The organism is Halobacillus litoralis (assembly GCF_009856415.1).
Taxonomy (GTDB): domain Bacteria; phylum Bacillota; class Bacilli; order Bacillales; family Halobacillaceae; genus Halobacillus; species Halobacillus litoralis_C.
In genome coordinates this window covers 170114-191954 of the sequence record NZ_WMEZ01000002.1, presented here as the reverse complement: position 1 = coordinate 191954, position 21841 = coordinate 170114, and the positions used below count along the sequence as shown (strand labels likewise).

Annotated in this window: 16 protein-coding genes; 14 read left to right on the top strand and 2 right to left on the bottom strand. The window is 44.5% G+C overall.

Going from position 1 to position 21841, the window contains the following annotated elements; all coding sequences use genetic code 11:
- The first annotated feature begins 116 nt into the window (after positions 1-116).
- The 3 genes from GLV98_RS06645 (at position 117) to GLV98_RS06635 (ending at position 4070) form a co-directional block, all read left to right on the top strand.
- Positions 117-770: an AraC family transcriptional regulator gene (locus GLV98_RS06645; RefSeq protein WP_160913340.1), complete on the top strand. Its 654-nt coding sequence runs from the start codon at positions 117-119 to the stop codon at positions 768-770.
- Between the two features lie 236 nt (positions 771-1006).
- Entirely contained in the window at positions 1007-1846 is an 840-nt protein-coding gene (locus tag GLV98_RS06640; protein WP_146816949.1) for an ABC transporter ATP-binding protein, read from the top strand.
- Between the two features lie 154 nt (positions 1847-2000).
- On the top strand, positions 2001-4070 hold the full coding sequence (locus GLV98_RS06635) for a sensor domain-containing diguanylate cyclase (RefSeq protein WP_160913338.1): 2070 nt from the start codon (positions 2001-2003) through the stop codon (positions 4068-4070).
- Positions 4071-4099: 29 nt separating this feature from the next.
- On the opposite strand, the gene GLV98_RS06630 is transcribed toward GLV98_RS06635, so the two are convergent.
- On the bottom strand, positions 4100-4750 hold the full coding sequence (locus tag GLV98_RS06630) for a haloacid dehalogenase type II (protein ID WP_160913335.1): 651 nt from the start codon (positions 4748-4750) through the stop codon (positions 4100-4102).
- A gap of 76 nt (positions 4751-4826) precedes the next feature.
- Between GLV98_RS06630 and GLV98_RS06625 the strand changes: the two genes are divergently transcribed.
- The gene (locus GLV98_RS06625; protein WP_160913333.1) at positions 4827-5387 is read left to right on the top strand and encodes a metal-dependent hydrolase; all 561 of its coding nucleotides are present in this window, start codon (positions 4827-4829) and stop codon (positions 5385-5387) included.
- 103 nt (positions 5388-5490) lie between these two features.
- Entirely contained in the window at positions 5491-6378 is an 888-nt protein-coding gene (locus GLV98_RS06620; protein ID WP_160913331.1) for a COX15/CtaA family protein, read from the top strand.
- A 143-nt stretch (positions 6379-6521) separates the two neighbouring features.
- On the opposite strand, the gene GLV98_RS06615 is transcribed toward GLV98_RS06620, so the two are convergent.
- Positions 6522-9725: a DEAD/DEAH box helicase gene (locus GLV98_RS06615; protein WP_160913329.1), complete on the bottom strand. Its 3204-nt coding sequence runs from the start codon at positions 9723-9725 to the stop codon at positions 6522-6524.
- 316 nt (positions 9726-10041) lie between these two features.
- Here GLV98_RS06615 and GLV98_RS06610 point away from each other — a divergent pair, with 316 nt between their 5' ends.
- From GLV98_RS06610 to lgt, 9 genes are all read left to right on the top strand, one after another.
- Positions 10042-11631 carry a peptide chain release factor 3 gene (locus tag GLV98_RS06610; protein WP_160913326.1) on the top strand — a complete coding sequence of 530 codons (1590 nt, stop codon included), beginning with the start codon at positions 10042-10044 and terminating at the stop codon, positions 11629-11631.
- A gap of 215 nt (positions 11632-11846) precedes the next feature.
- Positions 11847-13826 carry an excinuclease ABC subunit UvrB gene (gene uvrB, locus GLV98_RS06605; protein ID WP_160913324.1) on the top strand — a complete coding sequence of 660 codons (1980 nt, stop codon included), beginning with the start codon at positions 11847-11849 and terminating at the stop codon, positions 13824-13826.
- Positions 13827-13833: 7 nt separating this feature from the next.
- Entirely contained in the window at positions 13834-16710 is a 2877-nt protein-coding gene (uvrA, locus tag GLV98_RS06600; RefSeq protein ID WP_160913322.1) for an excinuclease ABC subunit UvrA, read from the top strand.
- Positions 16711-16776: 66 nt separating this feature from the next.
- Positions 16777-17148: a YojF family protein gene (locus GLV98_RS06595; protein WP_146816930.1), complete on the top strand. Its 372-nt coding sequence runs from the start codon at positions 16777-16779 to the stop codon at positions 17146-17148.
- Positions 17141-17797, top strand: a complete 657-nt coding sequence (bshB2, locus tag GLV98_RS06590) for a bacillithiol biosynthesis deacetylase BshB2 (protein WP_160913320.1) — start codon at positions 17141-17143, stop codon at positions 17795-17797. Before GLV98_RS06595 ends, bshB2 begins: the two co-directional genes overlap by 8 nt.
- Positions 17798-17898: 101 nt before the next feature.
- Positions 17899-18933: a DUF4097 family beta strand repeat-containing protein gene (locus tag GLV98_RS06585; RefSeq protein WP_160913318.1), complete on the top strand. Its 1035-nt coding sequence runs from the start codon at positions 17899-17901 to the stop codon at positions 18931-18933.
- A 34-nt stretch (positions 18934-18967) separates the two neighbouring features.
- Positions 18968-19321 (top strand): phage holin family protein, encoded by a 354-nt coding sequence (locus GLV98_RS06580; RefSeq protein ID WP_160913315.1) that lies wholly within the window; start codon positions 18968-18970, stop codon positions 19319-19321.
- Between the two features lie 736 nt (positions 19322-20057).
- Positions 20058-20990, top strand: a complete 933-nt coding sequence (gene hprK / locus GLV98_RS06575; protein ID WP_160914456.1) for an HPr(Ser) kinase/phosphatase — start codon at positions 20058-20060, stop codon at positions 20988-20990.
- Positions 20991-21005: 15 nt separating this feature from the next.
- A complete protein-coding gene (gene lgt, locus GLV98_RS06570) occupies positions 21006-21839 on the top strand; it encodes a prolipoprotein diacylglyceryl transferase (protein ID WP_160913313.1) in 834 nt (277 codons plus the stop codon).
- The last annotated feature ends 2 nt before the right edge of the window (positions 21840-21841 follow it).

The window sequence follows — 21841 nt, the reverse complement described above, 5'->3', positions numbered from 1 at the left end:
TAAACAAAAATAGAATGTCTTTTCACTTTAAATAGTTTGAACGGTTATCTTCTTCCTCTATTGACTCCGAAGGTAGCCGTTCTTCTTTTTGAAAAAATAAAGGAGTGGGTCCACCGATGTTACATATTTTAAATGGGCAAGAAATGAAAAAGGTCTTTGAACGCCGGGGCTTCCTTGAAGGCGAAAAAATAATTCCTTTCAATGAAGCGATGTGTTCCGGTGAAACCTGTGAAACGATCTTCTCGGAAGAATTTATAAAAACAAGGGCTCTGACGCATGGAGTTTCTGATAATGAATACAGACACATAACTGTAGAACATCTTGAGGCGGTCTTCCATCATGGGAGAGATCATCTCAAGTTATGGTTTGATGAAGATATGTTCTGCCAGGTCAATCTCCTCACCTTACTGGCATGGCTGGATCAAATCGGATACGAAGGGAAAGTTGAACTCTGTTTAGTCACTCAGCAGTTCGAACCTCTTGCTTTGTATTCGATTCAGGTGACGGGGTACCATTCCATGTATAAGCAGGTTCTTATTAATAGAGCATATCCGTCCCACGTACTCTTGAAGCCTCTTAGAAAAGGGATCGATTTATACTTTCGATACAAGGATGGAGATAGTGAACTTGTGAGCTTCATCAAGGATCATCCAGATGTGTCGGAAGAGAGGCTTGTAGAGTTGATGATTGGTACATTTCGACCATACGGGTTAGGGGATGTTCAATATCAACAATTAATCAGGAATGTAAGAGCTTCCAATCAGTCATGATCACCCATATGTAAATAGGCCTTGATCCAGATTCCTTTGATAAGGCAGTGGGTTCTCATTTCTTCCTGTTATGCATACACTTTTCACAGTCCAGTGATGAAAATGATTCTCAAATTCATTGACAGAGTGGAACCGAGCCCATAAACTAGAAGATAGAGAAAATATATAGAATTCGTGATTTTTCGTGTAGCTCCAACAGCGATAGATTTCGTGAGACATAAAGGAGAGGTCAGATTATGGATACCCTGTTGGCGAATAATTTAACTTTAGGCTATGGAGATTCCATCATCATAGATTCATTGGATATTACGATCCCGAAAGGCAAAGTTACTGTACTCATCGGTGGAAACGGTTGCGGCAAGTCCACTTTGCTTCGTTCGATGGCTCGACTATTGCGTCCGAAGTCAGGGGAAGTTGTACTGGATAGCGCCGATATTTCTAAAATGCGTACAAAAGATGTGGCGAAGAAGATGGCGATTCTTCCGCAAAGCCCGACAACTCCTGAAGGTCTCAGCGTTTATCAGCTTGTGAAGCAAGGCCGCTATCCTTATCAAGGGTTCGCAAAACGCTGGTCGGACGAAGATGAGAAGGCGGTCACGCGTGCGCTTGAAGATACGAACTTGATGGAGTTGAAAGACAGAACCGTCGATTCTCTATCCGGTGGGCAGCGTCAACGTGCGTGGATTGCCATGACGCTTGCGCAGGATACAGATATTCTCCTATTGGATGAACCGACGACTTATTTAGATATGACGCACCAGATTGACATTCTGGATTTGCTCTTCGATTTGAACCAGGATAATGGACGTACGGTTGTGATGGTGCTTCATGATATCAACCTTGCTTGTCGTTATGCGGATCATATTATCGCAGTGAAAGATAAAACGGTCTTCGCCCAAGGGAAGCCGGAGGATGTCGTTACTTGTGATATGATGCAGCATGTTTTCGAGATGCTTTGTGATGTCAGAGAGGATCCTCTATTCGGTACACCGATGTGTATTCCGCATGGAAAAGGACGCTGTTTAATCAAACAAGCGCAGGCGGAAGCTCAGGCTCAACAAAAACAAACAGTATAACTTTCAAAAGCAATGTGCCCTGCACATTGCTTTTTTTGTATATCTGGAAAGGATTTCTGGTTTTTTGGTAGAAAGATACATAGAGAAGCAGGAATGAAACATGGTAACATGGTATACATGTGTAAATACGATGAAATGATTGAGGGGATAATCCATGGAACGAGTGAAAGAATGGATGGATCAGGGAATCATAGCAGGGATTGCTGACCGCATTCCCCATGAACACTTGTTACATATGCTTATGGATGGAATATCCGACTATATCTTTTTTATGGAAGTCGTCGGTGAGAGACGGTTTAAATATGTATATATGAATGAATCGGCCAAAAACCATTCCCCGATCAAAGGAGCGGGATGGGAAGGCAAGTACATAGAGGATCTTTTAGGTGAAGAACAAGCAGAGGCTTTAATTGAAGCCTATCAAACGGTGGTTAGGAAAAAAGAAGCCCTTACTTACGAAGATGAAATCATCATCAATGGAACACTTTTCAGAGGACATTCTGTGCTGACACCTACGATGGACGAATCGGGAGAAGTCACCCACATTGTCGCGATCACAAGAAACATTACAGAAGTGATTGAAAAAGAACGCGACCTCAGTCGGATTAATGCCATGTATCGTTCCTTGATGAAGGATACGACCGACGCGATTTTGATTGTCGATACAGCGGGCAACGTTTTAGAAGCGAATCGTGCATTAGAAGAACTGTACGGCTATACGAAAGAAGAGATGCAAACCTCATCGTTTCCATTTGTTCCTTCGAACAGAAAAGAAGAAGCTCAAAAGCTTGTTCGTAAAGGGATGGAAAGAGCCATCGCCCGTTATGAAACCGTCCGCCAAAAAAAAGATGGAACACTTGTGGATGTTTCGATTAGTGTTTCTCCTATTCAGAACGAAGACGGTGAAACGATTGGCCTCAGTTCGATTGTAAGGGATATTTCGAAAGATAAGGCCGCACAACGGAAGTTGGAAGCGAGCAGGTCCCGCTATCGGTCGCTGTATAAACATAATCCGCAGCCGATTTTGACACTTACTTTCCAAGGGCTGGTCTTGAAAGCGAACCGAGCGACCTTGCGTCTCTTAAAAACAGAGGAAGATGAATTGGTGCAAACGTCTATCGTAGATTGGGTGCCAGAAGAACAGAGAAGCTGGCTGAGGCAGCAGCTGTTGGAATCCTTTTTCCAGAAAGGCACCCGGTTTGAAACGAGTTTTTGGATGGAAGGAGAAGAGCGTATTCTACGAGTTTCTCTCGTTCCTATTATTAATGAGGGGCAAAAAGAAGGCATTTATGCGATTCTTGAGGACCGGACGGAGCAAGTGAGAGCTCATGAAGCGTTGAGACAGAGTGAGGAAAAGTTCCGTCTGATTGCGGATCATTCCAATGATTTGATTTCTGTTTTCTCCCCCATGGGAGAACTGATTTATGCCTCGCCATCACAAACGAAATTCTTAGGTCGTGCGCCTCATGAGATGACTTCAAGAAAACTCATGCAGCAGCTCGATCCTGATGATTTAAACGAACTTTCCAATGCTTTTAAATGGAGCGAAAAGAGTAAAGAAGCGTTCACGGTTTCCTTAACATTGAAAAGTCAGAATGGGGAGCCTGTCTGGTTTGAGTGCAGAGGAACGCCGGTAGTCAGTGAACAGAATCAGGTCAGCCACTTTGTCATCGTGGCCCGAGATATTTCCGAGCAGAAAAATTATGAAGAAAAGCTTGAGCGTTTCGCTTTTTATGACTATTTGACGGACTTGCCGAACCGGAGGCTTTTTGAAGACAGGGTTGAACAGGCCATCGCAAAGTCTGAACGATCCGGTGAATCATTCGCCCTCCTTTATTTAGATGGGGACGGGTTCAAATGCATCAATGATGAATTTGGTCATGAGATCGGAGATGAATTTTTGTGCAGTGTCGGGAAGCGGATGAAAGAATGCATCCGTTCGGGGGATTCTGTCGGACGGATCGGTGGGGATGAGTTTGCGATTCTTTTGGAAAACATCGCGGACCGTAAGCAAATTTATGACGTATCCATGCGAGCGCTCGAGAAGTTGAGAGAGCCTTACATCGTCAAAGGAGAGGAAATACGCTCTTCTTTCTCTATCGGTGTTGCCTGTTATCCAGAAGGTGGACGGACATTGGATGAGCTTTTCCGGTCAGCTGACCAGGCTCTTTACAAAGGGAAGCGAGACGGGAAAAATCAAGTGCGACTATACGATCATCGTTAAAAGACGGAGCCACAGGGACTCCGTCTTTTTTAGTCCGGGATTTCATTGAGGTTGCTGATGACGTGCGTCGGGTTGATTCCCAGTTCCGGCCACTTTTGCTGTTTTCGATTTACCCATGCTGTATGGAACCCGTAGGAAGCTGCTCCCGTAATGTCCCAGGGATTACTTGAAAAGAAAAGAATTTCTCCTTTTTCAAATCCTAACTGTTCATGGGCATAGCTGTAGGCATTGGGGTGAGGTTTGTAGACCTCAACGTCGTCAGCGCTGAGTAAATCAAAGTCTTCTTTTAATTGATTATTTTCTAAAAGAGGCTCCAGCATGGAACGCGTGCCGTTTGAAAAAATGGTAAACGTTTTATCCTGATGATTTTGTTTTAGTGAAGGCACCTCGTCGTAAGGCTGAAGTTGTTCATATTCGTTCATCAGGTCTTCCACAACGTCTGGTTTCACATCCACATCACTGTAAGCGAGGGCATCTAAAAGCGCCCATCGAGTAATGTCTGTGAATGGTTTGTATCCTTGAATCAACTGTCGGACGAGGAAATAGTGAACCTGACGGCTGCGCCACTCTTCACTTACCTTGGGACCCTTATCAGGGAAGAATTGATGAATCTTCTTCATAACGCTATGGACATCGAACAACGTTCCATACGCATCGAAAACATAGGCTTTATATGTCATAGTTTCAGACTCCTTTCCATTGATTAGGTTCCCCTTGGTGATTAGGGGTAAACAGGAAGTTAGGGGAGGGAGAAAAATGAATACACTGCACCATGGCTACTGGACATTTTTTGCAAGCAGAAAACAAAGGTACACCGGCTGGTTTATTTTCGGGAGCCTTTCACCGGATCTCGTGTATTATGTCATGTTCATTTATTTAAGTGTAAGAAGACAGGCCTGGCAGGTGATGGACGATGCCGATCCGATGCGGTCGTTGTTTGGTTTAGTCCATGATCTGTTCGAGCATCCTGTCGTTTTTATTTTGCGACATGCGGGTCATTCCTTATTTGTGTGGGGGATATTTTTTGTTATTGTTTTGATATGGAAAGGAAGAAGGCTCTCCGTGTGGACCGCTTTTTCCTATGGGTGGCTTGGGCATGTGGTCCTTGATATTCTTACCCACCATGATGATGCGGTTCCTATGTTTTATCCGATCAGCGGCTATACGTTTAAAAGCCCGGTTTCCTACTGGGATGATGATCATTACGCGGACGTTTTTTCAATGGTCAATACCTTGCTAATTGCGGTTTCTCTCCTCTATTTGCTCATTAGAAAAATAAGGGATAAACGTCGTTCACAAAAAGTTCATGACTCATGACGGCGCTTTCCTTTCTCTATCATCCAAAATTCGTGATATGATTTACTTAGGAAACAAACAATATTCATGACATCATGATCATAGATAGAGAAAGGGTAAGACGATGAAGAAATTTTCAATTCTAACTACATTCGTTACGTTTCTCGCATTGATCCTCGGAAACCTTGTCGTTGCGACAGATTCAGGGGACGCGTGTGGGACGACGTGGCCGGTCTGTAACGGAAAGATTTTTCCTGATATTACGGACTATCACGTCATTATAGAATATTCGCACCGTTTGATGGTCCCATTACTTATCATGCTCACTGCCATCAATGCTGTAGGTGCGATCTATAAATACCGCAAAAACAAATCCGTATTTATTTTAGCTATTCTAAGTTTGGCGCTGCTTGTATTTCAGTCTATGGTTGGAGGGTTGAACGTCCTCCTAGGGACACCACCAGGATTCACGACGTTCGACGTTACATTCAGTCAGCTGTTGTTAATCGTTCTCGTGTTGTTGAGTTACAGTCTTCATGAGAAGAAAATCGAGCTGAACCGGACGAGCTGGGAATCGGTGTCGATGAGTTACCGTGCTTTTCTGTTGGGGTATATCGCCTATATTGCACAGGTGATTCTCGGTGCATTCTTTAAACACAGCCGCGCGAGCAATGTCATGATGGACATTCCAGCGATGGAGTACTTGATCACAAGTGAATCCGTTGCGAATGCCGTGTATTCTTTACACTGGGTCGCAACCTTTGTGGTCATTGTCGCAGCGATCTGGTTCGTCATCTATGCTTCAAGGTTCAAATACCATATCGCGTTGTCCTGGGCATATTTAATTTCCCTTCTGCTGAATGCAGTAGTAGGATTTATTATCGTCGTGACAGGAAACGTCGTCCTTGCTTCTTCGATGCACATGCTGCTCTCCACGGTTACAATGGTCATCGGCGCCTGCATCCTCGGAGGATACTGGTTCAAACTGCAAAAGAAAACAATGAAAGCTTAAAAAAGAAGCTGCCAACCAAGGCAGCTTCTTTTTGTGGTGTGGATGGAAATTTCTGTATGACCTGGTCTGGAACTTTGTTCCAGACCAGGTCATACAGAAAATACCAATTAAATAAAAGAAAAGAGCCGTTTGGGAACGGCTCTTTATTGGAAGAGTTGTTTGATTTCTTCTTCGCTTAAGGAAGTAAGCATCGATTCTCCTGGTTGAATGATTTGGTCGACGAGATCGCGTTTCTTTTGTTGGAGCTGGTAAATGCGCTCTTCAATTGTACCTTCGGATATCATCCGAATAACTTGTACGACTTTTTCCTGACCAATGCGGTGCGCACGCCCGGCCGCTTGTTCTTCGATGGCTGGGTTCCACCAGAGGTCGTAAAGAATGACGGTGTCTGCACCTGTGAGGTTCAGACCGGTTCCTCCCGCTTTCAACGAGATAAAGAACGCATCTTTTTCTCCTTCATTGAAAGCTTCAACCATTTCCATTCGTTTTTCAGATTTCGTACTGCCATCTAAATAGAAGGCCTGTAATCCTTCTTTGGCGAGTTCATCGTGCATCTTGGTCAGCATGCTTGAAAACTGAGAAAAGATCAGCAGTCGATGTCCGCCTTCCTTCAGCTCCCGCGTCAATTCTTTCAGCTGTTCAAGCTTTCCGGACTGCCCTTCGTAATTTTCAAGGAACAACGCGGGGTGGCAGCAAATTTGCCTCAGTCTGGTCAGTCCGGCAAGTATTTCGAGCTTGCCTCGCTGGATGCCTTTCGTTGCGATCGTTTCTTGGATATCATTTTGAATCCGCTCCAAGTAAGCGAGGTAGACTTCTTTCTGTTCCCGCGTCAGCTCTGAATACTGGACGGTATCAATCTTATCTGGCAACTCATCCAGCACTTCTGTTTTCATCCGGCGTAAAATGAACGGACGCGTCATCAAAGAGATTTTCTCCGGCTTCAATTGCAAAAACTTTTTCTTGCTTGTGAAAAATCCTGGCATGATGGTGCGGAACAGGGACCAGAGTTCCTGCAGGGAGTTTTCAATCGGTGTACCACTTAAGGCAAAACGATGCCTCGATTTGATGGATCGAACGGCAACTGCTGTTTTCGTCGTTTCATTTTTAATCGCTTGTGACTCATCAAGGACCATCGCGTGAAACTTTTGCTCCTCATAGGAAGTGATGTCCTGCCTGAGTAATGGATAGGATGTAATCCAAATATCTTTTTCTGCTGCTTGGCTCAGCGCTTCCTGTCTTGCCATTGGGTCCCCTGTCAAAATCTGTACTGACAATTGTGGTGCGAATTTTTCGAGTTCCTTTTTCCAATTGTAGACGAGTGAGGCAGGAGCGACGATGATGGCTGGGTCTGTCATGTTCCCTTTCAACTTCTCATCTAATAAGAAAGTGATGGTTTGGATGGTTTTCCCTAACCCCATATCGTCAGCAAGCACGCCGCCTAAACCGTAGTGGCTGAGCATCTTCATCCAGCGAAAGCCTGTCAATTGGTAGGGGCGCAAGTCCGCCTGTAGACCTTCCGGAGGCTCGATTTCAAAGGATTGAGGTGATTTCAGTCGATCGACAAGCTCTTGGAAAAGTTGATTTCTTTCTGTCTCATTTGGATTCAACGCATCTTCCACTTGCAAACTTCTTGCCGTGGAAACTTGAAAGTGGTTGTCCTCTAAGTCTTTCGTGCTCAAGTCTAGATCATCGACGAGCTTTTGGAAACGATCAAAGGATTCGCTCGTCAAAGCCATGAGTGCACCATCAGATAAGCGGTAATACTTTTTCCGTTCAATGACGGCTTTTAGAGCTTCGGTTACATCGTCATCACTAATGCCTTCGATAGTAAAGTTGATGTCGAGCCAATTGCCGTCGCTCTCCAGTTCCACCGAAGTCTGCAGTTCGAGTGGTCGGTCTTCAACAAGGGAACGCACGGATGATGAAAGATAGACGTCACTATGCTCTTTCAGCTTTGGCAAAAAGTGATAGAGGAATTGATCCAGTTTGTCTTCGTCCTCGATGTAGACCATCTCTCCATCAAACTTGAACTCAGCAAGCTCAATGATTTGCATGATTTCCTGCTCTGTCTGTCGATCGCGTCTTACAATCGTTTGATTGCTCAACGGCTGTTCGTCGAACGGATCGATGGTCAAGTCCCCATAGTGAAACTTCACATCAACCGTGAGTGTCCACTGTTGAAAATCCAAGTAGGTTTTAGCTACGAGTGATTCTTGGACGATCTTTTCTTGAGCGGAGCGGTCGAGTTGAACGTCTGCGATGGTCTCAAGCTCAGGAAGAACATACGATACAATTCCTTCCATATCATGATGGCTTACGGTGTGATTGCCATTTGAATTGTAGGGAAGGATGGTGTAGAGCGTTTGAAGGACCTCTTCCTTCTGAGTATCGACAGGATAAAAGCTGCCCTGTTTATAAAGAAGGTGGTAATCCGATAGATAATCGTAATCTTTCAAATGATTCATGTGCATGTGAAAATGGCCTCTTTCTTCCGAGACGTAGAAAGAAAGGTTCGGAAACTCTTCTTCGAACCGTACGATTCCTACGTTTTCCCCTCGCTTGATCACCTCTGCCTGCTGCTTCTCTAAAAGCGGGAGCAGTTGAGTAGCAAGAGCTGGAGAAACTTTTAAGATTTTCGGTTCGGCTGAATTCCACTGTTGCTCATAAAATTGCTCTTGTTCGTAAGCAAGCTGTAAAAGTCTTAGAATTTCCTTGTCTTCCGCAGAAAAGGAGTGTTCTGCCGGATCGTATGTGAACTTTTTTGTAATTCGATACGCCTGATCTTTACGGATATGATCAAGCAGCTCACGGATATTTTTAATGACATAGGGATAGTTTTCCCCGAGCTTCAACTCCAAGCCGAGGTTTTTTGAGCCAAGAATCGATTGGAGGTGAAGGTAATATTGGATTTGAAGAGGTTTCTTCAAATCCTGTCCTCCTCGGTTTTCCTGACGCTGTCTGAATGCTTCAAACAAGCTGACCGCAAACATCCGGTCCTGGTTGGTCAAACCGGACTGTGATTTCCGGCCTTTTTCCGCTAGCTTCGGCGCAAGATCCTCTAATGTCTTTTCCCGAATGGCGATGAGGACGGCCGCAATATGTTTACACGTGTAATAGGTGGAATAAGCGGCACATTCACACGTCGCTTCGACATCTTCGTCTTCAAAAAAGAAAACACGGACTTCATAGTCGTGTGTACCTGCAACGACTGCCCGCCATGAACGAATCGCACTGTTATGAGAAAGGCCGTAAACTTTCCCGCGGTCGAAATATTGCTTTCCACGTGTGTAAAAGGTCTGGCCGGTAATTTTCTTTATATCGTTCGGTTGTAATAAGTAACTCTGCATAACTGGCATCCTTACTATCGTTTTTTTCCTATTATAACAGGTTTCAACACCCAAAGAGAATGAGAGGGTTTAGGAAGAAATGTATGACCAGGTCATACATAATCTGGATGACCTGGTACACCAATATCTGGAAGGTGTTCGTATTTGTGATTGATTTTACATGTGGGTTATGCTAACTTTCAAAGTATAATCAAAAAATTCGACGAAGGCGCTTGAGTGTGTGAGCGCTTTTTTTATGGAGTGAATCTGCCAATGTAAAACGTATATCCTACCCAGCCTAATGTATTGAAATTCTTAATAAACGGAGGATATCACGATGAGTCAAATACAAAATGAAATGAAAAAACGCCGTACGTTTGCTATTATCTCCCACCCGGACGCCGGTAAAACAACGATGACGGAGAAAATGCTATTGTTCGGAAACTTGATCCGATCGGCAGGTACGGTTAAAGGGAAAAAATCTGGTAAGTTTGCAACATCTGACTGGATGGAAATTGAGAAGCAGCGTGGAATTTCTGTTACGTCGAGTGTTATGAACTTCCCTTACAAAGACTATCAAGTGAATATTTTGGATACACCCGGACACGAAGACTTCAGTGAAGATACGTACCGCACATTGACAGCTGTCGACAGTGTTGTCATGGTCATCGATGGAACAAAAGGGATTGAGGCGCAGACGCTCAAGCTGTTTAAAGTTTGTAAAATGCGGGGCATCCCAATTTTTACTTTCATCAACAAAATGGACCGTGAAGGCCGAGAGCCGTTGGAATTGATGGAAGAAATCGAAGAAACATTGAATATCGAAACCTATCCAATGACATGGCCGGCAGGTATGGGTAAGCGTTTCTTAGGCGTTTTCGACCGTGAAAATGAGCAGTTTGTTCAATATACAGGAAATGAGGAGGAAGAATACATTCCATACAGCGAACTGGATCAGCATCCTGAATTAACGGAAAATGCTACGTTCCAGGAATCGGAAGAAGAAATGGAAATGGTCGCTGAAGCTGGGGACACTTTTGATATGGAAAAAGTCATGCGAGGCGATCAGACGCCTGTCTTCTTCGGTAGTGCTCTCGCACCGTTCGGAGTGGAAACCTTCTTCAATTCATTCATTGATATGGCTCCTGAACCAGCGTCGAGAAAATCGACTGAAGGTATCGTTTCACCAGATCATGAAGAATTCTCTGGTTTCATCTTTAAAATTCAGGCGAACATGAATCCACAGCACCGCGACCGGATCGCTTTTGTTAGAATCTGTTCCGGGAAGTTTGAGCGTGGGATGAACGTTACGCTCTCCCGTACAGGAAAAACGTTCAAGCTGGCTCAATCTCAGCAATTTGTGGCTTCTTCCCGTGGAACCGTTGAGGAAGGGTATGCCGGGGATATTATCGGAATCTATGATCCGAACGTCTACCGAATCGGAGATACGATCGTAACTGGAAAATCCAATTTCGAGTACGATGAGCTTCCACAATTCCCGCCTGAACTATTTAAAAAAGTAACCGCAAAAAACGTCATGAAATCCAAACAGTTCCGAAAAGGGTTGGAACAGCTTGTGCAAGAAGGCGCGATACAGTTGTTCAAGCGCTATCGATTTGAAGACTATATCATCGGAGCGGTTGGTGAGCTTCAATATGAAGTTTTTGAATACCGTATGAAGAACGAGTACAATGTGGACATTGAATTGACTCCTCTCGGCGAGCGCATTCCGCGTTGGTTGAATGAAGACCAGGTGGATGAGTCGTTGTTTGATGAGCGAAACATGCTCGCAGAAGATCGAGAAGGCAATCCACTTGTCCTCTTTAAAAACGACTTCTCTCTACGTTGGTTCAAAGATAAAAATCCAGACATCGAACTGACCGACCTGTTCGAAGTCAACGAATACAATCAAACACTGAATTCCTAATAACCGAAGCACTTTGCATCCTGCAAAGTGCTTTTTTTATTGTGTGAAATGGGATAAACTGGATGACCTGGTGTGGAAATTTATTCCACACCAGGTCATCCAGTAATTGACAGTGCACACTCGAATGCGAATGTTTGTTCGTTCGATGTTAGAATGGTAAACTGTTGTGGTAAACTAAAAAGTACGAGTATAGACAATGAACGGAGGTTTTCGTCGTGGAGGAGAAGTTTGAATTAGTTTCACAGTATTCACCTCAAGGGGATCAACCGCGAGCCATTGAGGAGCTCGTTCAAGGGATTGAACGAGGAGATAAGCATCAAACATTGCTCGGGGCCACAGGTACAGGAAAGACATTTACGATGTCCAATGTCATTGAGCGAGTGAATAAACCGACACTGATCATCGCCCATAACAAAACGCTTGCTGGACAGTTATATAGTGAATTTAAAGAGTTTTTCCCGAACAATGCTGTCGAGTATTTTGTCAGTTACTATGACTATTATCAGCCAGAAGCTTATGTGCCTTCTTCAGATACGTTTATCGAAAAAGATGCGAGCATCAATGATGAGATTGATAAATTACGCCACTCAGCGACTTCTGCTCTCTTTGAGCGGAACGATGTCATCATCGTTGCTAGTGTTTCTTGTATCTATGGCCTCGGTTCTCCCGACGAATACCGCAGCCAGGTGCTTTCTATAAGAACGGGAATGGAAAAAGACCGTGATGAATTATTAAGAAATCTTGTAGATATCCAGTATTCAAGAAATGATATCGACTTCCAGCGCGGGACGTTCCGAGTCCGGGGAGATTCCGTTGAAATCATCCCCGCTTCCAGAGAAGAACATGCGATGCGTGTGGAATTTTTCGGAGATGAAATCGACCGCATCCGTGAAGTAGATGTTTTAACCGGGGAAATTGTCGGAGATCGTGACCACGTAGCGATTTTCCCTGCATCACACTTCGTTACCCGTGAAGAAAAGTTGAAAAAAGCAATTAAAAATATAGAAAAAGAGTTGGAAGTCCGTCTAAAGGAATTGCGTGATCAAGATAAATTGCTGGAAGCTCAGCGTCTTGAACAACGGACGAATTATGATCTGGAAATGATGAATGAAATGGGCTTCTGTTCTGGAATCGAAAACTATTCGAGACACCTGACTTTCAGAGAAGAAGGGGCAACACCTTATACTTTGCTTGATTATTTTCCAGACGATTTTCTCATGATGGTGGATGAGTCTCACGTCACGCTTCCCCAAGTGAGAGGGATGTACAACGGGGACCGAGCGCGAAAACAAGTGCTCGTGGACCATGGTTTCCGCCTGCCTTCAGCCATGGATAACCGGCCGCTCATGTTTCCGGAATTCGAGGAACATATCAACCAGATTGCCTATGTTTCTGCGACGCCTGGACCATATGAAATTGAACATACACCGAAAATGATAGAACAGATCATCCGACCAACTGGACTTCTTGATCCAGAAATTGATGTGCGTCCGATTCATGGTCAAATTGATGACCTTGTCGGAGAAATCAATAAACGAAAAGATAAGAATGAACGCGTCCTTGTGACGACATTAACGAAAAAGATGTCTGAGGATCTGACTGATTATCTTAAAGACTTAGGAATCAAGGTTGCCTATTTACACTCGGAAATTAAGACACTGGAACGTATTGAAATCATCCGTGATCTAAGGGTCGGGAAATACGATGTCATTGTTGGAATCAACTTGCTTCGTGAAGGACTGGATATTCCAGAAGTGTCCCTCGTCACCATTTTGGATGCGGACAAGGAAGGTTTCTTACGTTCCGACCGCTCGCTCATTCAAACGATCGGTCGAGCGGCTCGTAATGAAAACGGTCGAGTGATTATGTATGCTGATAAGATGACGAAGTCCATGCAGTTCGCGATTGATGAAACATATAGGCGTCGCGAAAAGCAAATCGCTTATAACGAAGAGCATGGTGTCACACCGAAAACAATCAAGAAGGAAGTACGTGACGTTATTAAAGCGACGAACGTAGCAGAAGACGAAGCCGGATACGACACAGGTAAGAAGCCTTCAGAAATGACGAAGAAAGAACGTCAGGAAATGATCGACAATTTGGAAACCGAAATGAAACAAGCCGCACGCGATCTCGATTTCGAGCGGGCAGCCGAACTGCGTGATGTGCTGTTGGAATTAAAAGCGGAGGGATGAAAAGAGTATGGCCAGCAAACATATCAGTATTAGAGGAGCACGTGCTCATAATTTAAAAAATATCGATATCGACATCCCGAAAAACAAACTGGTCGTGATGACCGGTTTGTCTGGTTCAGGGAAGTCTTCTTTGGCCTTCGATACGATTTATGCGGAAGGGCAAAGACGCTACGTTGAATCACTAAGTGCCTATGCACGACAATTTTTAGGTCAGATGGACAAACCCGATGTGGATTCCATAGAAGGCTTGTCTCCAGCAATCTCCATAGATCAGAAAACGACGAGCCGTAACCCACGTTCCACCGTGGGTACAGTAACCGAAATTTATGACTATTTGCGTCTGTTGTTCGCTCGCATCGGTCGTCCGACTTGTCCGAAGCACGGAGTGGAAATCAGTTCACAAACGGTTCAGCAGATGGTCGACCGCGTGATGGAATATCCGGAGAGAACCAAGCTCCAAATTCTTGCGCCTGTTGTGTCCGGTAGAAAAGGAGAACACGCCAAAGTCTTTGAACAGCTTCAGAAGGAAGGCTATATCCGTCTTCGAGTTAACGGGGAAATGCGCGAAATTTCCGAGGAAATAAATCTCGAAAAAAATAAAAAGCACTCGATTGAAGTCGTAATTGACCGAATCGTCGTAAAAGAAGGCGTGGAAGGCAGACTTTCTGACTCTATTGAAACCGCACTTAAACTTGGTGGCGGGCACACGATTGTGGATGTGATCGGAGAAGAAGAGCTGATGTTCAGTGAACACCATGCATGTCCAATCTGTGGTTTTTCCGTCAGTGAATTAGAGCCGAGAATGTTCTCCTTCAACAGCCCTTATGGAGCGTGTAACCGTTGTGACGGGTTAGGCACACAGCTTGAAGTGGACATCGATCTGGTCATCCCGGATTGGGGACGTTCTTTGAATGAGCATGCGATTGCTGCTTGGGAACCGCAAAGTTCTCAATACTATCCGCAGCTTTTGAAAAGTGTTTCCGACCATTACGGGATCGATATGGATAAACCATTCCGTGACCTGCCGGAAGAACATAAAGAAAAAGTGCTTTATGGAAGCGGCGAGGACAAAATTTATTTCCGCTATGAAAATGACTTCGGAAAAGTGCGGGAAAACGATATTTTCTTTGAAGGTGTCATTCCGAACATCGCTCGTCGTTACCGTGAAACGAGCTCGGATTACATCCGTGAGCAGATGGAAAAATACATGGCTCAAAAACCATGCCCAAAATGTAAAGGGAATCGTTTAAATGAAGAAGCTCTGGCGGTTTTGATCGACGGAAAGCATATCGGGATTACAACCGATTATTCCGTAACAGAAGCGAAAGAGTTTTTCGAGTCCCTTGAGTTGACGGAAAAAGAAGAAACGATCGCCCGTATGATTCTTAAAGAAATTTGTGAACGGCTCAGCTTCTTAGCGAACGTAGGTCTCGATTATTTAACCCTCTCACGTTCGGCAGGGACACTCTCGGGCGGGGAGGCCCAGCGTATTCGACTGGCGACTCAAATCGGTTCTGCCCTTACCGGCGTTTTATATGTGCTCGATGAGCCATCGATTGGTCTTCACCAGCGCGACAATGACCGTTTGATCAATACGCTTAAACGGATGCGTGACCTTGATAATACATTGATTGTCGTTGAGCATGATGAAGATACGATGCTTGCCGCGGATTATTTAATCGACATCGGTCCAGGAGCAGGCGCCCATGGGGGCGATATTGTCACTCAAGGAACACCGAGACAGGTGATGAAAAGCCGTAAATCCTTAACGGGTCAATACCTTTCAGGGAAAAAATTCATTCCACTTCCAGCAGAACGTCGGAAGGCGGATGACCGCTTCTTGAAAATTAATGGAGCGGAAGAGAACAACCTTAAAAAAGTAAATGCAGAAATTCCGCTCGGAGTGTTCACAGCCGTAACAGGAGTTTCAGGATCTGGTAAGAGTACTCTCATTAACGAGATTTTGTATAAGTCCCTTTCAATGAAGCTTCACAATGGAAAACAAAAGCCTGGGAAGCATCAAACAATTGAAGGGATGGAACATCTGGATAAAGTGATTGATATTGATCAATCCCCGATCGGCCGTACTCCACGTTCCAACCCGGCTACTTATACGGGTGTGTTTGATGATATCCGTGATGTTTTCGCACAAACGAATGAAGCGAAAATCAGAGGATATAAAAAAGGCCGCTTCAGTTTCAACGTCAAAGGTGGTCGTTGTGAGGCCTGCCGCGGGGATGGAATTATCAAAATTGAAATGCACTTCCTGCCAGACGTTTATGTCCCTTGCGAAGTTTGCGATGGGAAAAGATATAACCGTGAAACATTGGAAGTGAAGTACAAAGGAAAGAGTATCGCTGATGTATTAGGCATGACAATTGAAGAAGCACTTGAATTCTTTGCGAACATTCCTAAGATTAAGCGCAAGCTTCAAACAGTCGCCGATGTAGGTCTAGAATATATTAAACTCGGTCAACCAGCCACCACTTTGTCTGGCGGCGAAGCGCAGCGGGTGAAGCTCGCAAGTGAGCTTCATCGCCGATCGAATGGAAAGTCTTTTTATATTTTGGATGAGCCGACAACCGGTCTGCATGTCGATGACATTTCAAGGTTACTGAAAGTGTTGCAAAGACTTGTAGATAACGGGGACTCTGTATTGATCATCGAGCATAACCTTGATGTCATCAAAGAAGCCGATCATATCATCGACCTCGGACCAGAAGGTGGAGAAAACGGGGGACGAATCATTGCAAGCGGTACTCCTGAGCATGTATCAGAGCAGGAGGTTTCTTATACAGGCCGTTATTTAAAACCGGTTCTAGAACGAGACAGGGCACGGATGGATAAGAAAATGAATGCACGTGAAAAAGTAGGGAACAAGTAGATGTTTTGACGCTTGTCTCTAAATTGAGTATCGTTAAACAAGAATCGTTTGACGGGAGGAATACGAGTGGATGCCATTCAACAAAAAGTTGTTCAAGAAAAGATTGATCAACTAGCGAATAAAGAAGTATATGTACATTTAGAAACGACGAACGGGGCTTATGCGAGCCACTTCGATGAAAATGCCTACAACGTCGGGGCGTTCATCCGAAATGCGCAAGTCTCTTACCAGCACGGAAAAATCGTCAGCACCGGTGGATCTTACCGCGTGGGTTTGAAACTGGACTTAGGATGGGTTTATGCCGAAGGATTGACGGATTTTGAAATCGATGAGAAGAATCGACTGCTTATGGCCGGTCATGACCGTGAGGGTCGTTTGATGGTTGCTCTTGAAATCAGCGAAACTCCTTTTTCACATGAGGCGGATCCTGATGAGTAAAGAAAAAGTGGTTGTCATTTTCCCTCATCCGGATGATGAATCGTTTGGAGCGTCTGGGACGATTTCTAAATTCCGCGAGGAAGGCGTGCCTGTAACTTATCTATGCGGTACGCTCGGGGAGATGGGCCGAAACATGGGAAACCCTGTCTTTGCCAATCGCGAAACGCTCTCTTCTTTTCGAAAAAAGGAACTGGCTGAAGCAGCCAAACAGTTGGATATAGACGTTGAAATGCTTGGCTACAGGGATAAAACATTAGAGTTTGAGCCCCGGCAGCAAGTGGCTGAGCACCTGAAGGAACGTATCGAAGCATTAGGAGCGACCATCATCATTACGCACTATCCTGGGTATGCTGTTCATCCAGATCATGATGCGCTTGGTGCAGCAGTGATTGAGGCTGTGGAAAACGTGCCTGAGGAAAACCGTCCTCAAGTGTGGATGCATGCCATTTCCAATCACTCGGAACAAGATTTAGGAAAGCCTGAAATCATCATGGATGTTCGACCGTACTGGGAAAGAAAATTGGCGGCCATTAAAGCCCATCTATCACAGGCTGACGGGATGATGAGTTTGATTGAAGATCATGATCAGGCATCTGAACAATTAGAACGGCTGAAAACAGAACGCTTTTACACGTACAAATATCAATAAACCCTTACACCTGAGAAACCAGCAAAGTTTTCTCAGGTGTTTTTTAGTTTTTGAACCCTTTCGATAGGGAAAAACGTAAGAGATGAAAAGGAGCTGATCTTATGAATGAAGAACGCATGAAAATTCTACAAATGATCGAAAAAGGCACCATCTCCGCAGAAGAAGGTGCGAAACTATTAGAAGCTGTCGAAGAACCTTCCTCAAAGGAATCAGAGCAGCGCGAGAAGTCTTCTAAGTACGGAATAAGAAATTTCCTGGATGACGCCATGGAGAAAATTAAAAATGCAGATTTCGATTTAACTTTTGGAGAATATGTTGAATTCAGTGATGATACTGTTCTTCCTACCGAGGACTTTCATGATGCCGATCTTTCCATATCGAACGGCTCTTTAAAAGTCCATACCTGGGACCAGGAAGATGTGAAAGCCTCTTACGAAGTCAAAGTCTATCAAGTGGAAACAGAGGAAGAGGCGCGGAAAAGATTTCATGATGAAACCCAAGTGGAGATTAAAAATGGTCTTCTTCGCATCGCCAGCCCATCGAAAAAGATAAAAATGAATGTAGATTTATATATTCCGAATAAAAAATACGAATTTATCAAATCACAATTAACGAATGGAAATTTGGATTTTGAGAATATCAAGAGTGACCATTTCCAGATGAAAACGTCAAACGGAGCCGTTAAAGCGAAGCAGCTCTCTGGAATGACATGTAAAATACAGACCGGCAACGGAGCGGTCCAGCTGCTGGAGGGCACTTTTGATGAGTGTGAAACAGACACGATCAATGGATCCATTACACTTTCAGGAGATATTGGAAAAGCGGATGCTTCTTCGGTCAGCAGTGCTATAACGGTTGACCACAAAGGATCTAAAGCGCACACAGGTTTTTACAAAACAACGACGGGCAGAATCCAAGTATCTCTTCCAACAGAAAAGAAAGTTGATGGCGTCCTGAGAACGAAATTCGGTCAAATTAAATGTGAATTGGAGAATTATAAGATTTTGAAAGACCGAAATGATGTCGCCAACAAAATGTTGGAATTCGAAGCGTACGAACAATTCGAAGAAGCATATCATATAGAAGCAGAGACGAAGACAGGAGCTGTTACTGTCCAATCTCCTGTAAAACTCTGAAAGATCAACGTTACATGAAAGGCAGGATGAAACTATGAAAAATTGGTTGATCCATATCGTCGTCAACGCCGTCGCTATTATTGCGGTGGGAGCACTCTTTGATTCTGTAATGATAGACGGCGTTGGAGGCGCATTGCTCGCGGCACTGATTTTATCGATCCTCAATGCCATCGTAAGACCGATCTTAGTGGTCCTCACTTTACCGATTACGATCTTATCGCTCGGTCTATTCCTATTCATCATCAACGCCATTACCTTGTGGCTGACGGATGCTTTCCTAGGAAGTACTTTTGAGATTGATGGCTTTGGCATGACCATCATCGCCGCCATTATCATATCCTTAATCAACCTTGTGTTGAACAGTTTGATCAAGGATATGAAAAAATAACCCCCGTACCGTATGAGCCCGCTCATACGGTATTTTTTTGAACTCCTTTCATCACTAAAGCTCCCTATTCTTGAAGACTCAGTTTCGAGATGTTTCCGGTGTTCGTTGCCTGGTTGAGCGTTAGGGGCTGGGAAGCAACTCGCTTTCCTGTGGGGGAGCGCCGAGCTTCCTCGGACTGCGTTCTGCGGGATCTCGACTATCTCCTTCTCCCACGGGAGTCTCGCAACTTCCAAACCAACCCATTCAATTTATGTGAGAAACGAACCCCTTTACCAAGTTGGGTTGTCTTTAGATACTCTTCTGTTAGCAGCATAAAGAGCTCTATATCAAGCTTTCAGAGTTCAAACACCTCGGCACGAGAGTTTAATCCTTATACTCCCATCACTGAATTGCTGCTTATTCGAGAAGTGTTTTCGAGACACTCATACGGCTAAGGGCGGAGGGAAACGGTGAGACTCCTGTGGGAAGTGCGTGGTAGATGAGACCCCGCAGAGCGTTAGCTCGAGGAGGCTCATCACTCGCCCACGGAAAGCGAACCTTTTCCCGGAGCCCCTAAACTCCAATAAAAGTCTCGAAATCGAGTCTTACACAATCCTGCCAGATCGTTGAATAACTCTCTACGATAGGGATGATTTGTTCAATGGGAATACTAGTAAAAAACCTCCCTATCCAAGATTTATTGAAAACATGCTACAATAGGGGACAGTGATTGATGAAAGAGGAGGTTGATGGACAAATGAGCAAGGTCCGTACACAAGATTTGTTAGAACAATTTGCACTTGAACTCGTTGCCGGTGCTGACGGCGTCCACCGTGAAATACATATGAGTGATATTTCTCGTCCTGGAGTAGAAATGACAGGGTATTTCAAGTTTTATCCGAAAGATCGTCTACAGCTGCTCGGCAAGACAGAACTCTCTTACTTTAATGAACTGACGAAAGACCAGAGGAGAGAAAGAGCGGAAAAGCTTTGTACAGATGTGACACCTGGAATCGTTATTACCCGGGGAATGGATATTCCTGATGAGCTTTATGAAGCCGCTAATGAGGCGGGCGTTCCACTGATGTTGTCGCCATATAAAACGACAAGAGTGATTAGCCGCCTGACGAATTATCTGGAATCCAAGTTTGCTCCGTTTACGGCTATCCATGGAGTGCTTGTCGATATTTACGGAATTGGTGTGTTGATTACAGGGCAAAGTGGTGTGGGTAAGAGTGAGACCGCTTTGGAACTTGTGAAGCGCGGGCATCGTCTTGTGGCTGATGATAGTGTTGAAATTCGCCAGGAAGATTATGACACGTTAATCGGAAACAGTCCTCCGCTGATTGAGCACCTTTTGGAAATCCGTGGACTGGGCATTATCAATGTGATGACATTGTTCGGTGCTGGTGCTGTTCGGAGCTATAAACGGATCACGCTTGTCATCAACCTTGAATTGTGGGATAAGAACAAACAATACGACCGTCTTGGTTTAGAAGAAGAAACGATGAAGATCATGGATGTTCAAGTTCCGAAAGCAACGATTCCTGTTCGTCCTGGTCGTAACCTTGCTGTCATTATAGAAGTTGCGGCGATGAACTTCCGTTTGAAGCGTATGGGTGTCAATGCTGCTGAAGAGTTTTCAGAGCGTTTGACGAAAGTCATCGACCAAGATCAAACGCAGGAGTAAAGGAGGAAACCACTTATGATGTGTACACCTGAACCGTTGAACCCGGTCTTCCTCCAATTAGGTCCGCTTTCGATCTACTGGTATGGCTTGATTATTGCCACAGGGGCTTTTCTTGGACTATGGATTGCAACGCGAGAGACCGAACGTCTCGGTTTGAAAAAAGACTATATGGTCGATATTGTCGTCTTTGCCATTCCGGCAGCCATCGTGTGTGCCAGGCTGTATTATGTCATTTTTGAATGGGATCGTTATGCTGGTGGACCATGGTGGAAAGTCTTTGCCGTGTGGGAAGGCGGAATCGCCATTCACGGTGCCCTGATTGGCTCCGTGTTGACCGCCTATATTTACACGAAAATTAAAGGATTGTCCTTTTGGATGATGGCGGATATTGCTGCGCCAAGTATCATTCTTGGACAGGCGATTGGACGCTGGGGAAACTTTATGAACCAAGAAGCCCACGGTGGTCCGGTATCCGAATCTTTTTATAATAACTTTATGCAGTATTTGCCTGGTTTCATCAATCAGCAAATGTGCATTGACGGAACGGTCTATCACCCGACCTTTTTATATGAATCTGTGTGGAATATCATTGGATTTGTATTGCTATTAGTATTGCGTCATAAATTTAATCCTCGCCGTGGGGAAGTGTTCTTGAGCTATGTGATTTGGTATTCTGTCGGTCGTTTCTTTGTCGAAGGCATGAGGACAGACAGCCTTTATCTCTTTGGTGAGATTCGTACGGCACAATTTATCTCCATCGTGCTTGTCATTGGAGCGGTAATAACAATGATCTACCGCAGAAAGAATGGCATGGCGAATAAATATTATAACGGAAAGAAAGTAAAATAAGG

Bases quoted from the DNA above. Each gene is read 5' to 3' on its own strand.
- GLV98_RS06645 (WP_160913340.1), top strand. From the start codon at position 117: ATGTTACATATTTTAAATGGGCAAGAAATGAAAAAGGTCTTTGAACGC.
- GLV98_RS06640 (WP_146816949.1), top strand. From the start codon at position 1,007: ATGGATACCCTGTTGGCGAATAATTTAACTTTAGGCTATGGAGATTCC.
- GLV98_RS06635 (WP_160913338.1), top strand. From the start codon at position 2,001: ATGGAACGAGTGAAAGAATGGATGGATCAGGGAATCATAGCAGGGATT.
- GLV98_RS06630 (WP_160913335.1), bottom strand. From the start codon at position 4,750: ATGACATATAAAGCCTATGTTTTCGATGCGTATGGAACGTTGTTCGAT.
- GLV98_RS06625 (WP_160913333.1), top strand. From the start codon at position 4,827: ATGAATACACTGCACCATGGCTACTGGACATTTTTTGCAAGCAGAAAA.
- GLV98_RS06620 (WP_160913331.1), top strand. From the start codon at position 5,491: ATGAAGAAATTTTCAATTCTAACTACATTCGTTACGTTTCTCGCATTG.
- GLV98_RS06615 (WP_160913329.1), bottom strand. From the start codon at position 9,725: ATGCAGAGTTACTTATTACAACCGAACGATATAAAGAAAATTACCGGC.
- GLV98_RS06610 (WP_160913326.1), top strand. From the start codon at position 10,042: ATGAGTCAAATACAAAATGAAATGAAAAAACGCCGTACGTTTGCTATT.
- uvrA (WP_160913322.1), top strand. From the start codon at position 13,834: ATGGCCAGCAAACATATCAGTATTAGAGGAGCACGTGCTCATAATTTA.
- bshB2 (WP_160913320.1), top strand. From the start codon at position 17,141: ATGAGTAAAGAAAAAGTGGTTGTCATTTTCCCTCATCCGGATGATGAA.
- GLV98_RS06585 (WP_160913318.1), top strand. From the start codon at position 17,899: ATGAATGAAGAACGCATGAAAATTCTACAAATGATCGAAAAAGGCACC.
- GLV98_RS06580 (WP_160913315.1), top strand. From the start codon at position 18,968: ATGAAAAATTGGTTGATCCATATCGTCGTCAACGCCGTCGCTATTATT.
- hprK (WP_160914456.1), top strand. From the start codon at position 20,058: ATGAGCAAGGTCCGTACACAAGATTTGTTAGAACAATTTGCACTTGAA.
- lgt (WP_160913313.1), top strand. From the start codon at position 21,006: ATGATGTGTACACCTGAACCGTTGAACCCGGTCTTCCTCCAATTAGGT.